The sequence below is a fragment of the Chitinophaga sp. Ak27 genome, assembly GCF_012726295.1.
GTDB lineage: Bacteria > Bacteroidota > Bacteroidia > Chitinophagales > Chitinophagaceae > Chitinophaga.
The window spans coordinates 295664-308555 of the sequence record NZ_JABAOB010000001.1 but is presented as its reverse complement, the minus strand read 5'-3'; the positions used below and the strand labels follow the sequence as shown (position 1 = coordinate 308555).

Annotated in this window: 10 protein-coding genes; 7 read left to right on the top strand and 3 right to left on the bottom strand. The window is 44.0% G+C overall.

The window, feature by feature from the left end; translation table 11 throughout:
- Nucleotides 1-29: 29 nt before the first annotated feature.
- Both HGH90_RS01205 and HGH90_RS01200 read right to left on the bottom strand, forming a co-directional pair.
- Nucleotides 30-947 carry a DUF4249 domain-containing protein gene (locus HGH90_RS01205; RefSeq protein ID WP_168765635.1) on the bottom strand — a complete coding sequence of 306 codons (918 nt, stop codon included), beginning with the start codon at nucleotides 945-947 and terminating at the stop codon, nucleotides 30-32.
- A 3-nt stretch (nucleotides 948-950) separates the two neighbouring features.
- A complete protein-coding gene (locus HGH90_RS01200) occupies nucleotides 951-3269 on the bottom strand; it encodes a TonB-dependent receptor domain-containing protein (protein ID WP_169190183.1) in 2319 nt (772 codons plus the stop codon).
- Nucleotides 3270-3866: 597 nt separating this feature from the next.
- On the opposite strand from HGH90_RS01200, the gene HGH90_RS01195 reads away from it, so the two are divergent.
- From HGH90_RS01195 to HGH90_RS01185, 3 genes are all read left to right on the top strand, one after another.
- A complete protein-coding gene (locus tag HGH90_RS01195; RefSeq protein WP_169190182.1) occupies nucleotides 3867-4382 on the top strand; it encodes a flavodoxin domain-containing protein in 516 nt (171 codons plus the stop codon).
- Entirely contained in the window at nucleotides 4382-5884 is a 1503-nt protein-coding gene (locus HGH90_RS01190; RefSeq protein ID WP_247679955.1) for a L,D-transpeptidase family protein, read from the top strand. The genes HGH90_RS01195 and HGH90_RS01190 overlap by 1 nt, the downstream gene beginning before the upstream one ends.
- Nucleotides 5885-5976: 92 nt before the next feature.
- Nucleotides 5977-7077, top strand: coding sequence for a gliding motility-associated C-terminal domain-containing protein (locus HGH90_RS01185; protein ID WP_169190180.1), 1101 nt, complete (start codon nucleotides 5977-5979; stop codon nucleotides 7075-7077).
- A 30-nt stretch (nucleotides 7078-7107) separates the two neighbouring features.
- On the opposite strand, the gene HGH90_RS01180 is transcribed toward HGH90_RS01185, so the two are convergent.
- Nucleotides 7108-7845, bottom strand: a complete 738-nt coding sequence (locus HGH90_RS01180) for a sensor histidine kinase (protein WP_168765630.1) — start codon at nucleotides 7843-7845, stop codon at nucleotides 7108-7110.
- Nucleotides 7846-8254: 409 nt separating this feature from the next.
- Between HGH90_RS01180 and HGH90_RS01175 the strand changes: the two genes are divergently transcribed.
- From HGH90_RS01175 to HGH90_RS01160, 4 genes are all read left to right on the top strand, one after another.
- On the top strand, nucleotides 8255-8974 hold the full coding sequence (locus HGH90_RS01175) for a response regulator (RefSeq protein WP_168765629.1): 720 nt from the start codon (nucleotides 8255-8257) through the stop codon (nucleotides 8972-8974).
- A 124-nt stretch (nucleotides 8975-9098) separates the two neighbouring features.
- A complete protein-coding gene (locus HGH90_RS01170; RefSeq protein ID WP_168765628.1) occupies nucleotides 9099-9908 on the top strand; it encodes a polysaccharide biosynthesis/export family protein in 810 nt (269 codons plus the stop codon).
- Nucleotides 9909-9911: 3 nt separating this feature from the next.
- Nucleotides 9912-12263, top strand: a complete 2352-nt coding sequence (locus HGH90_RS01165) for a GumC family protein (RefSeq protein ID WP_169190179.1) — start codon at nucleotides 9912-9914, stop codon at nucleotides 12261-12263.
- Between the two features lie 110 nt (nucleotides 12264-12373).
- The gene (locus HGH90_RS01160) at nucleotides 12374-12880 is read left to right on the top strand and encodes a transcription termination/antitermination NusG family protein (protein ID WP_168765626.1); all 507 of its coding nucleotides are present in this window, start codon (nucleotides 12374-12376) and stop codon (nucleotides 12878-12880) included.
- Nucleotides 12881-12892 lie beyond the last annotated feature (12 nt).

The following is a 12892-nucleotide window of genomic DNA, read 5'->3' as shown; positions in this document are numbered from 1 at the left end:
TTTCAGCCGGCTTTTTTATTGAATAACCTTTATTTCATCACGTGCTTCATGCTACTTACGGAAAAACCGCTGAAACACCCAACTACATTACTGCCCTTTATATTACTCTTTAGCACAACAGGGGTAGAAAACGGACCGCTATTGAGCCTTGCTTTATTAAAACTATCCCAGAAATTGTATATGGGGCGTTCTACACTAACAAGATAATAAATGGCCGTGTCGCCGATTGGTAGGGGAGCCGAATGGGTGATATGTATAGCCTGGCCGTTTACCAGCTCGTCTGTATTGGGGAGATACCTGTCTGTACTGAGTGCGCCCCATCCAAATGTATTTTTAGTGTAACGGTTGCCCCAGTAATAAATCTGTGCGTTACCAAGCGTGTCTGGGTCTGTATAATGTACCGTAAGCCGGGCCTGTACCTTTCCGGAATCGTCTTTAAATGGAGAGGTATTGGTAAGGCTATCAATAGGTACCGGAATGGGTAGAGTGGTAATCGCGGTATATTTCCTGCCTTCTGCTGTAATTTCAAGTAGATAGGACTTTCCGGGTTTACCCAATAGGGCATGAGATGAGTCGGTCGTAAGTTTGGGATCGAAGTAGGCGCCTGGAACGTACAGACCGTGCATGCCGGGTGTTTTGCCTTCCTTCATTGCCACTTTACTGGCGGGATTCCATTGATAACCTTTCCCTTTTTCAAAAACGCCTTCTGTGATGGTTACCGTTGCTTTTTCTACTGCGGTATTGGCAAATTGTGATTCATTGAAGTTGACAGTTTTGCCAATGATGACATAATTGTAGGTACGGAGGCTATTGTTGATATAAGCTTCTACCACCACCATAGGAGGTGTTTTATCCAGCTGGAGATCTATGTTTTTCTCACATGAATTACAAAGCAGCAGTAACAATAAAATAAAGATATAGCCGTTGCCGTAATTTGATTTTTTCATACATCAGAAATTAAAGTTCCATGAAATGCTTGGCAGAATGGGGAACAGCGTTACCTGCTTACCTTGTATGGACTTCTTGTTTTCGTCTACATCTATATAAATGAAGTACGGATTACTACGATTGTAGACGTTATATACGCTCAATATCCAATGGCTTTTAAAGCGCCGGGTACTTTCAGGGTTCGGAGTGAAAGTAGCCGATAGGTCGAGGCGATGATAAGCCGGCATACGATAATCGTTGATTTTGCCATAGCGGTTGATATTGGTGTATATTGGTGAATCGTTGCTGAAATTAAATCCCAGGTTATAAACAAACCGGCCATTAGGCATGGTGAGCGCGTTGCCGGTACTGAATACAAATAAGCCGGAGAATGTCCATTTTTCCGACAGTTGGTAGTTGGCGACTACGCTGAGATCATGTGTGCGGTCGTACCGATAGGGAAATGGTTTGCCTCCATTAAGCTCTGCGAAGGTGCGTTCTGTGCGACTCAGCGTATAACCAATCCAGCCGGTGAGTGCTCCTGTTTTCTTTTTGAGAAGCAGTTCCAGGCCATATGCCTTTCCGGTACCAAAGATCATTTCGTTTTCAATGTTTTGATTGAGGAGCAGTTGGGCGCCTGGCATAAATTCAAGCTCGTTGTCCATTCGTTTATAGTAGGCTTCAGCACTGAATTCATAGCCTTTGGAGAAATCCTTAAAGAATCCCGCCGCTACCTGGTCGGCCACTCCTGGTTTTATCAGACGGCTAACAGGTACCCACAGGTCGCTTGGAAAGGTGGCAGCGCTGGTAGTGGCCAGGTGCAGGTACTGTACAGTACGGGTATACGACAGTTTAATACTCGTTTCGCGGTCAAACAGATATCGCATGGCAAGACGTGGTTCGGGGTACATATACTTCGCGATCCGTTGCCCTTTTTTGTAGGTAATTGTTTTACCGGTGGGAACGCCATCTTTTCCGTATACCACATCTGTCTTGGGGCCTACCTGGTCGAAGTAGCTCACTCGCAATCCTGTAAGGATATTGAACCGGTTATTAATGTCCCAATCTGCACTGAGGTAGGCTGCTGCTTCCCGGCCATATTGCTTATTGATCTTTGATATAAATTCCTGCTCTCCTGCGCTGGTGCTGCCCGCGCCGGGTTTGAACTGATGCCATGTGCCCTGCCAGCCGGCTTTTAACTTGAGACGGTTGGAGGCGAGATACATCCAGTCGTTTTTTACCTGGTAGTCTTGCAGCCCTGATGAAAACAGTACACCATCTGTATTGTAGGTGATGCTGCTGCCAAGTTCAAAGGAGTTATGGAATATGGAAAACTCTTGTTGAATTTTTCTGCTGATCTGAGATTTCCAGGTAGCGCCGGCAAGTGTATTTCCCCAATTTGCTTTAAAATGACGGTACCTGTCGGTGGACTCATTTTTATCGTAGTTGAAATTGTCTTTGCCTGTATAGAAATTCAAAGAAATACTGTTAGCAGCGTTCAACTCAAAATTCAGTTTAGCATTAACATCATAAAAATAGTAACCGTTATTGCCTATTGAATCCGGTGCAATCCAACGGGCAAGCTGATCAATATAAGTACGGCGGGCACTTATAATAAAGGAAGATTTTCCTTTTTGCAGCGGCCCTTCTACAGTAAGGCGGGAGGAAATCAAACCAATGCCCCCATTGAGTTTAAGGCTGTCTTTATTTCCTTCCCTGGAAGTAACGGAGATTACGCTGCTCAGCCGTCCGCCATATTCAGCCGGCATTCCTCCTTTGATAACGGATATGTTTTTAACTGCATCGCCATTAAAAATACTGAATGCACCCAGCAGGTGGGTGGGATTATAAACAGTAATGCCATCCATTAATACGAGGTTTTCATCGGGGCCGCCGCCACGTACATATATACCGTTACCGGCGTCTCCGGCATTTTTGACGCCAGGAAGCAGTGTGATGGATTTTAATGGATCAATTTCTCCCATCAGTGTAGGTAATTTTTTCATTTGCTCGATACTCAACAAATGTGAGCTCATCTGGTTGAGCTGTAGAATCCGGTCCGCCTCAATTGTAATGGGTTTAAGCTGGTTAGTACTTTTTTGCAAAACAAAAGCAATAGTGGTATCACCACTTAGCACAATGCCCCGGCTGCTGCCGGAATAGCCAAGGGAGCTAACGGTAACCAGGTACCGGCCCGGGGAAAGATGCAGCAGGGCTGTGCCGGTTGAATCGGTAACAGTGGTGAGGGAGCCTGCCACAATATGGGCACTGATACCCTGATGTTGAGTATCGGTAACGTGTACGCTAAGTATTTTCGACTGCCCCCGGGCGTTCTGTCCCACAACTAACAAAAATAGAAAGTTCCATAGTCTGATTCGAATGGTTTTCCGTCTGTTTACCATTTTTAGAAGATTAAGCTGGTTTACAGAAAGCTCAGTTTCGTTGAGCCTGTTTATGGTTCTTTAATATGGCCATTTCAGTCCGCATAGTGTAAGCTGGTTGAACGGTTTTTCAATTTTAATACTGGGTGATAACGATACAAAGGAATGCTGTGCCCATCTGCAATTAATACGACGAAAACACTACCGCGGTTTGAAAAACGTAGTGTAATTGAACATTAATGTTAATGGTTTAAGGTGATAAAAATCAGGACAATCAATAGATGTAACTATTGCTACAACTAAAATCCGGCACGCCAATATTTTTTAATGCTCGATATGGTTTATCAGGATGACGTTCCCTGAGTTTAGTGTTACAGCTTTGAGCAATAATTACGCCAGAAAGGCGGAGGTTGGAATTAATTTTTCTTTATGAGTTGTCAATATGCGAATACCCGCGATACTGACGATAGTCAGGATTTATGCTAATAGACATCATATTTCATTCTCCCGGCGGGTTCTACATTTGAGTAAAATAACCAGATTCTTAAAACGGTAACTATGAAAGGTATTATCATCTATAAGGGCAAGTACGGTGCTACGCAGCAATATGCAGCCTGGTTATCGGCAGCATTGAATATTCCCGTGGCGACAGCCGGTAATGAAACGAAAGATCAATTGAAAGATGCAGACTATATCATCATGGGGACCAGTGTCTATATTGGGAAATTGCAGTTGCGTGACTGGGTGAAGAAGAATCAGGACCTATTGGCAGGTAAAAAGCTGTTTCTTTACCTGGTGTCTGGTACACCGGCGGCGGAAAAGGAGAAGCTGGAGGGATATATTATTGGCAGTATTGGCGCCGACATCGGTAATAAATGCACTTGTTTTTTTCTTCCCGGTAAACTTGAGTTCAGAAAGCTCTCGTGGGTGGATAAATGTTTGTTAACGATGGGGGCAAAGTTGGCGAAGGGCCGTGGAGAGAGCATTAGCGTTGCTGATTATAATGATGTGAAAGTAGAACATCTTTCCGGATTAATTGCTTCCGTACATAAGCTAAGTGAAGTGTCAGTTTAATGAAAGTCTGTTTTTTTATATTGCTATTTTTTCCCGGTCTTTATTTAAATGGACAGGTAGTTCATTATACTGTGCAGCGGGAGGATTTGGCTATACAGATCTTTTATCAAAAAACCGGTAGCCGGATTGCCTGGATCAGTGCTGCAGGAAAACAGCATTTTGATATGCTGACTGCATATCTTCGAAAAGCTGCTTTCCTGGGATTGAAGGCAAGCGATTATGATCCGGTGCTGATACAAGCGTTAGCAGATAGTAGCTACAAAATGCCGACAGCAACAGATACCCTGAACGCCGATGTCCGTATAACTGAAGCGGCTATCCACTTTTTCCGGGATGTAGCATATGGCCGCCTGGCAGCCCCTCCTGTAAAGTATAATGGCCTGCCACCGTTGCCCAATGCCGAAGCAGCTATTGCTGCTAAACTGGCAGACTCCCTTTCCATGGGACGTTTTTCAAATTTTTTGCCCTCCATAGAACCACCGGATACAGCATATATACTGCTAAAGAATAGTATTGCTGCTTTATATCCCATTATCATGGACACGGCTTTTAAAGAGATATCTGTTAAGTCTTTGAAAGCAGATAGTTCCAATGTTCCGCTATTATTGAGGCTGAGGCAAATCGGCATTGTAGATACACTCGCCGGCATCGGACAGAAGCCGTTGTCGGGCAAAATAAAAGAGGCGCAGCATTTGTTCAATACCCTCGACGATGGTGTGTTGAGAGACCGTTTCCTGAAGGCGCTGAATGTGCCATTGATGCACCGGTTGCAGGACCTGTATAAGGGGTTAAACGAAATTCGTTGGCTGCATTATTATAAAATGCAGGCATCGGTGGTATTGGTAAATATTCCATCTACTACATTGGTGCTTTATGAGCATGGAAAGCCAGTGTTATATTCGAGGGTGATAACCGGGAAGAAAAGTACGCCAACTCCCACACTCGGCAGTTGTATTACGGAAGTAATATTATTTCCCTACTGGACAGTGCCCAATAAAATTGCCGTTGGTGAATTATTGCCCCATATCAAAAGAGACCGGCAGTACCTGGCTGATAACCAATTCGTGATATTAGATAAGCGCGGACGCATTGTAAACCCTTCGGATATTAACTGGAATAATCTTAGCCGCAGTAATTTCCCATATACCATCCGGCAGAATACCGGTTGCGATAATTCCCTGGGCATTGTAAAATTAAATTTCTACAGTCCATTTGGCATTTATCTCCACGATACACCGGGGAAAAATCTGTTTATGCTGCAACAGCGGTTTTTCAGTCATGGATGTGTAAGAGTAGAGGAGGCCGTGCAGCTGGCGCACATGCTTTTGGATAAAGAAGCAGCAGCCATGATGGCGCTGGAAGCAAAAGGAAGTCAGCCTGATCAGCACCCGGTTATTTTTCCTGTTCCTGCTACTACGTATGTATTGATACTTTATAATACAGCGTGGCCGGATGCTACCGGTCAGGTTAGGTTTTATGAGGATGTTTATGGGAAAAACTGATCGTTTGCCACCTTTTTCAAAACACAAACTACTACTTTGAGTATATGCTGTCATTGCAGTAACCGGTAATTTTAGGACGGCAAATCAGCGGAATGTTTTCAAAACCCGGTACTTTTTATTGTATACTATACTGCTGCCTGTGGTTAACCCTGGCAATCAAGGTAAGCGCGCAGCATATTTCCCTGGGTAATCCCTCTTTGGAAGGCCGGGCGGGAAAGGGGATTGTACCTTCGCCCTGGTTTATAGCAGCAGGGACGCCTGATACGCAGCCGGGTATTTTTGATATTAAGCTGTTGCCATCGGCGGGCAACAGCTATATCGGTATGCATAGTGGAAAAGGGTTTCTGGAGGGGATAGGACAGGAATTATCTCAACCATTGATGCCGCATACTACTTATGTATTAAGTTTTGATATGGCCTTTACCACCTATTATCTGTACCCGGCCTGTTACGGCAGCCTGGCAATTTATGGTGGCAATACGCCGGGGGATACGGCGGCATTGCTATGGTTGTCTGACAATTTTACCCAAACAGACTGGAAGCGATACCACGCCGTATTTCGTCCCACGGAAGCATGGCACTATATTTCATTTTGGGCTTATCCCACTGCTCCCTGTAATAAAAGCCAGTTTGGTATTGCCTTGCTGATCGACAATTTGTCCGCGATAGATAAGTTATTATTACCTGCCGTAACCGCTACAGTAAAACCTTGTAGTTGTGAGGCCGTAACAGATGGTCGTATTACGCTACATGTAACCGGTGGAGTTCCTCCCTTTCAATATAAGCTGGATAATAGCGGATGGCAGGCGGACAGTGTTTTTACAGGTCTTGCGGCAGGAGCGCATACCGGCGAAATAAAAGATCAACATGATTTTCGTGCCAGTATAGACACCACCGTAGCTTCGCCCTGGAAAAATTGCCTGGTGGTATTACCAACTGCTTTCACACCCAATAACGATGGGCAGAATGATATTTTCCGACCCAGGGTATACGACGCTATCCATGACTACCGGTTACAGGTATACGACAGGTGGGGCAAGCTGGTATTTTCCAGCCAGGCTCCGGAATGGGGGTGGGATGGCACTGTCGGAGGATCGCCCGCAAATGTACAATCTTACGTGTATATATGCACGTATACAGACAGCCGGGAGGAGCAGCATCTGCAGAAGGGTAGCGTATTATTATTGCGCTGACGAGGAACGGGGATAATGTATAAACATCATTCAGAAGGACGTATCAGCTGCATAAGGAAATGTAATGGTAAAAACAGTACCGGTTGTATCGCTGCTCACTGTTATTGTGCCGTTGTTGGCATTAACAAAGCACTTCACAATGGCCAGCCCCAGGCCGGCGCCTTCCCTGGCGCCTACATTTCCGGCGCGGAAGAAAGGAGTAAACAATAACCGTATATCTTTTTCAGGTATACCGATGCCGTTATCCTTTATTTTGATGCAAAGATATTTTTTCCTGTAGTGCAGGGTCAGTAAAGGGTTTTTTCCATGCGAGTATTTGAAGGCATTACTCACAAGGTTGGTAAGGATACTTGTCAACTGGCTTCTGTCGATGTAAATATCGTGATGCGTACCGGAAACCTTTATTTTCAATTGCCGTTTATCGGACCGTTGGTTAAAGTACTGTTGTTTGATGGCCTTGGCGAAAGTAGTGGCGTCCGTTACCTCAGGATGTGTGACGGGACTGCCTGCTATCATGCTACCGCTAATGAGTATGTCGTCCACCATATTGCTGAGGATTGTTATCTCCTCTTTGATACGGGACAAATTCCGCTCGTAAAATGGCAACATCAATTCGTCCCGCTGCATTTTTGTTTCCAGTAGTTCAATAGAAGATGAAATCGCAGTGATGGGTGTTTTAAACTCGTGCGTTGCCATGGAAATATATGCAGTTCGTATTTCCAGTAGTGATTCTTCTCCGGTTATATGTCTGTTGATGGGTTCCCGCATATGCCTGATTTTTAGTACACAGTGAATAAGGTTTATTTCGAAGGATATGGATCAGCAGGATAGATCTGGTTGTGAACACAAAATACGAAAGTTTTTTAAATATTATATTTTATAAATAATAATATGAATGATTTTCCCCTTGTATTTGTTGTAAACATTGTGTTTATTGTAATTTTTGAAATTAATATTACTTCGATTGTACATTTTATTATGTTATATATTTTTATTTATAAATTGTATACATGATTGAATTTTATAATAAAATATATCTAATTGACTTATTAATAGCTATTTGTAAAATAGTGTTAACTGGCAATCTTTTTTAAGATTATATTTACTATCAAAGTATTTTATTGTACCATATCTGTTTTTATTAACCATATCTATCTGTAAACCTCCCTCCATTAATATGATTAACATAGGAATCATTGAAGACAACCATTTTCTGTTAAACAACTATCGTGAATTTCTCGAGGACTTTCAGGAGTGTTGTGTTGTATTTGCATGTAAATCGATAGAAGAATTTATCGCGTTGCCGGTTAGTTATCCGGATGTAAAGGTAGTATTGGTGGATATTACTTTGCCGGGTATGTCGGGTATTGATGGTATAGCCGAAGTCAAGCAGCGTTACCCCGAGTCGAAAGTGATTGTATTGTCAGGACATGACGGTAAGCAATACATTATTGAGTCCATTAAAAAGGGAGCGAGCGGGTATATTATTAAAACGAGCCGATTGAGTGATATCTACCAGTCTGTAATGGACACGGTGCATAATGGGGCCACTTTATCTCCCAAAGCAGCACATCTGTTGATTAGCCACCTCAACAAAAATCCATTGGAAAGTATTAAAGACAAGCTTACCCGCAGGGAATATGAACTGGTGGAATTACTCAAAGAAGGTTACTCATATAAGGAAATGGCCGGGAAATTATTTGTGACTGTATTTACTGTTAATCAACACCTGAAAAAGGTCTATCAGAAGTTGAATGTTTCGTCCAAATCAGAATTAATTTCAAAAATCTGGTCAAATAATTTGTTCTCTCTCTTCTTTTTAACAGGCATATCCGAAAATGTATTATATTTTTCTTTTGTTGATATGATCACTGATTTTGTTACAGATCTACTTTAACAAGTAGTAAGATACCTGAATTGAAAGCAATTTATACTGTAGTGAGTAATTGATTTCGGATAGTAACCGAAGTAATATTGTATGGAGATGTGAGAGACGTGCAAATGATGATGTAAAATGCCATATGATGATATTGAAAACCTGCTTAACCTGGATAGGATGGGGATTACTATGCTTCAGTTGTTTGTTTACTTCCTGTGTGTCAACCAAAAATGCTGTTTACTTCAGCGACGTAAAGGACACCGTGCTGTCGCCGGTGGATGGTAATTTTGAGCCTCGGATACAAAAGAATGATATACTGCAGATCAATGTAAGCAGTCTTAACCCGGAAGATGTTATAATCTATAATGTATCCAACATGACTTCTGCGTCGGGTGCAGGTGGAGCTAATGCTGGCGCGGGAGCAATACTGGGAGGGTTCCTGGTAGATGAGCAGGGGTTTATTCAATACCCGGTATTAGGGCCGGTAAAGGTAATCGGCCTTACAAAAAAAGCACTCACTGTTTATCTGCACGATCAGCTTATAGAACGTAAGCTGCTGGTAGATCCTGTGGTGAGCATCCGTTTCCTGAATTATCGTGTTACGATATTGGGCGAAGTCAGCAAGCCAACTGTAGTAAATGTTACGAATGAAAAGATATCAGTACTGGAGGCATTGGGAATGGCTGGCGATATAACGGTATTTGGTAAACGAAATAATATCCTGTTAATCCGGGAGGTCGACGGGGAGCGGATCATCCGCCGTATGGACCTGAATGATAAACGGATCCTCAACTCTCCTTATTATTTCCTGCAATCAAATGATATACTGTATGTAGAACCCAATAAGTCAAAAATAGCGACAGCGGACCGGTCCCGGCAAATATTGCCCATTGTGCTCAGCAGCCTGTCGTTACTTGTTATTATCCTGGATCGTTTAGTTGTTAATAAGTAGCGTATGCAAAAAGTTAACGGAAATAAAACCCAGTCTGGTGAAACGCCATTGAGCTTATTAACGCTCATCCGTTCCCGCTACCTGCCTTACTGGCCGCTATTTATAGTTGCTGTGGCAGCTGCCCTGGCAGGCGCATTTTTATATCTCCGCTATGCTACGCCACTCTATAAAGTTTCGGGTGTACTATTGGTACAGGAGGCTTCTAACGGACTTGGCGCCAGTGATATGCTGCAATCGCTCGATTTGATGAGCGGCAGCAAAACAATCATGGAGAATGAAATTGAAATACTAAAATCGCGTACACTAACTAAAGCGGTTATACGAAATTTAAATTTGTATGGAGAGGTAATAGAGAAAGGGAAGATACGTGATGTAGTACTTTATAAAGACAGCCCACTGAAATTTACTTTCCTGGAACCGGAAAGCATCGAAATGGCCGCAACAGGTATCTGGCCGTTTACCTGTAACGAGGCCGCCAAACAGGTGGTTATCGACGGTAAGAAATACCCTATAGGTGATACCGTGCAAACAAGATGGGGTAAACTGTTAATACAATCAGGGGCGAGACATATGGATACATCGGCCAGCTATACCCTGCACGTGATGACAGAAAAGCAGTGGATACAGCTGCTACTGGCCACAATGAAAATTATGCCTGCCGCGAAAGCAGGGAGTGTAGTAGACCTCGAGTACACCGATGCCGCGCCGGAGCGGGGCGAAGATATTGTAAATGAGTTGATCCGGGTATATAATAAAGCGGCGGTTGATGATAAGAACAGAACCTCTGCCAACACGATGAACTTTGTGGAAGAGAGATTACGCATTGTAAGCGCTGAACTGGGACAGGCTGAAACACAGGTAGAACATTTCAAGACGGCGCAGGGGATTGTGGATATCGGGGAACAAAGCAAATTGTTCCTGGCCAGTGTACAGGAGAACGACCGTAAGATCAGCGAAGCAAATATGCAGCTTTCCGTCCTGGATGCGATTGAAAAGTATGTCAACAACCAGGATCCGAATGGCAATATTGTTCCGGGTACCATTGGCCTTACGGATGCAGTATTACTGGAATTGGTCACTAAATTATCAGAAACCGCATTACAATTGGAACGGCTGCGTAAAACTACTGGTGAAAACAGCCCGTTGCTGGCTAGCCTGACCCGGCAGATGGAGCGCCTGAAGCCAGCTATCCGGGAAAATATAGGGAGTTTACGTGCCAACCTTGAGGCAGGATTAACGCGATTACAGGCGGAAAATAGCCGTAATATGGGTATTATCCGCAGTGTACCCGGCAAAGAAAAAGCATTGCTGGAAGTGAGCAGGCAGCAAGTGATTAAGAATAATATCTACACCTTTCTGCTTGAAAAACGTGAGGAAACAGCGCTGGCCTATGCAGCAGCCGTATCTGACAGCCGGATCGTAGATGCAGCCGAATCTGCCGCTTATCCGTTTAGTCCCCAGAAACCACTGGTACTCGGCATTTCTGTACTAGGCGCCATAGCGTTGGTAGTGGGATTTGTATCGCTCAAAGATATGATGAACCGGGAAGTGATGTTCCGTGCCGATATTGAAAAAGTAACCACCGCACCTATTGCCGCCGAAATTATGCACCACGATGGTAAGGATCCTTTGGTGATGCATAGTAATAGCAGGACCGCTGTGGCAGAACAATTCAGGGCATTGAGAACCTCGCTATCCTATATTGGTTTGAATGGCGACCGGAAAACGCTACTCATCACGTCTTCTATTTCCGGTGAAGGCAAAAGTTTTATATCGGTGAACCTGGCGATGAGCCTTTCGCTGGCGGGAAAAAAAGTGGCGCTGCTGGAATTCGATCTCCGGAAACCCATGATCAGCAAAATGCTGGACATGCGCATAGATCCAGGCATCAGCAACTACCTGGTAGGTAAGGCATCTCTACAGGATATCCTGAAAAAGATAGGCGATAACGGGCTTTTATACCTGGTGCCTGCAGGCATTATGCCGCCAAATCCCAGCGAACTTATTCTCAACGGCCAGCTGGAACATTTACTGAACGAGCTGAAAGAGCGGTTTGATTATATCATTATCGACTCTGCACCGGTAGGACTGGTAACAGATGCCAGGTTGATTGCGCCGTTCTGTGACGCTACCCTGTATGTAGTACGTCATCAGCGAACTCCCAAGCATTATCTTAAGCTGGTGGAAGAGCTTTACCAGAACAGGGAATTGGGAAAACTGAATATTGTATTTAACGGTATAAAACGACAAGGGGTAGCAGGGTACGGGTATGGATCCGGATATGGCGACATAAACGGCTACGGCTATACTGAAGTATCCAAAAAACCCGGTTTATTTAAACGCAGTACAAAGTAGCTATTGTTATATCCGGCTGCACCATTAATATGAATTGCGGGCAGAAGTACGCCCGGTCCCGCCTTTATAAATTCCGCACGAACTATCCGATCACCTTAAAACCGGCTCTTATGTTTAATGAACAACCATTGGCCTGGTATGCGGTATATACCAGGGCCAAATGTGAAAAGAAAGTAGCTGACCTGTTCACCCGCAAGAAAGTGGAGCATTATCGTCCTGTTAAGCAGTTGATGCGTTCCCGTAAGATCGTAGAGGAACCTCTCTTTCCTTCTTATGTATTCGTACACATTCCAGAAAGCAGGAATTGGGTAGTGCGCGAAACAGACAACGTCGTGAACTTTGTATACTGGCTGGGCCAACCGGCGGTTATACCCGATCATGAAATTGCATTAATCAGGCATTTTCTCCGCGACTACGACGAGGTGTCGGTAGAACCGTTTCCCTTAAAGGCAGGTGAGGAAAGGGCATCCTCTTCCGGTGGTAAAATTATACAACTCAGCAGCACCCGGGTAAAAGTGGAACTGAGTAGTTTAGGTTGCATGTTGGTAGCCAAAGTACCATCGAGAGAGATAACGGTGATCACCGGAAATAAAACGGTAAATGGACATCATTACTGACTTAAACAACCA

Bases quoted from the DNA above. Each gene is read 5' to 3' on its own strand.
- HGH90_RS01185 (WP_169190180.1), top strand. From the start codon at position 5,977: ATGTTTTCAAAACCCGGTACTTTTTATTGTATACTATACTGCTGCCTG.
- HGH90_RS01205 (WP_168765635.1), bottom strand. From the start codon at position 947: ATGAAAAAATCAAATTACGGCAACGGCTATATCTTTATTTTATTGTTA.
- HGH90_RS01165 (WP_169190179.1), top strand. From the start codon at position 9,912: ATGCAAAAAGTTAACGGAAATAAAACCCAGTCTGGTGAAACGCCATTG.
- HGH90_RS01190 (WP_247679955.1), top strand. From the start codon at position 4,382: ATGAAAGTCTGTTTTTTTATATTGCTATTTTTTCCCGGTCTTTATTTA.
- HGH90_RS01180 (WP_168765630.1), bottom strand. From the start codon at position 7,845: ATGCGGGAACCCATCAACAGACATATAACCGGAGAAGAATCACTACTG.
- HGH90_RS01195 (WP_169190182.1), top strand. From the start codon at position 3,867: ATGAAAGGTATTATCATCTATAAGGGCAAGTACGGTGCTACGCAGCAA.
- HGH90_RS01160 (WP_168765626.1), top strand. From the start codon at position 12,374: ATGTTTAATGAACAACCATTGGCCTGGTATGCGGTATATACCAGGGCC.
- HGH90_RS01175 (WP_168765629.1), top strand. From the start codon at position 8,255: ATGATTAACATAGGAATCATTGAAGACAACCATTTTCTGTTAAACAAC.
- HGH90_RS01170 (WP_168765628.1), top strand. From the start codon at position 9,099: ATGATGATATTGAAAACCTGCTTAACCTGGATAGGATGGGGATTACTA.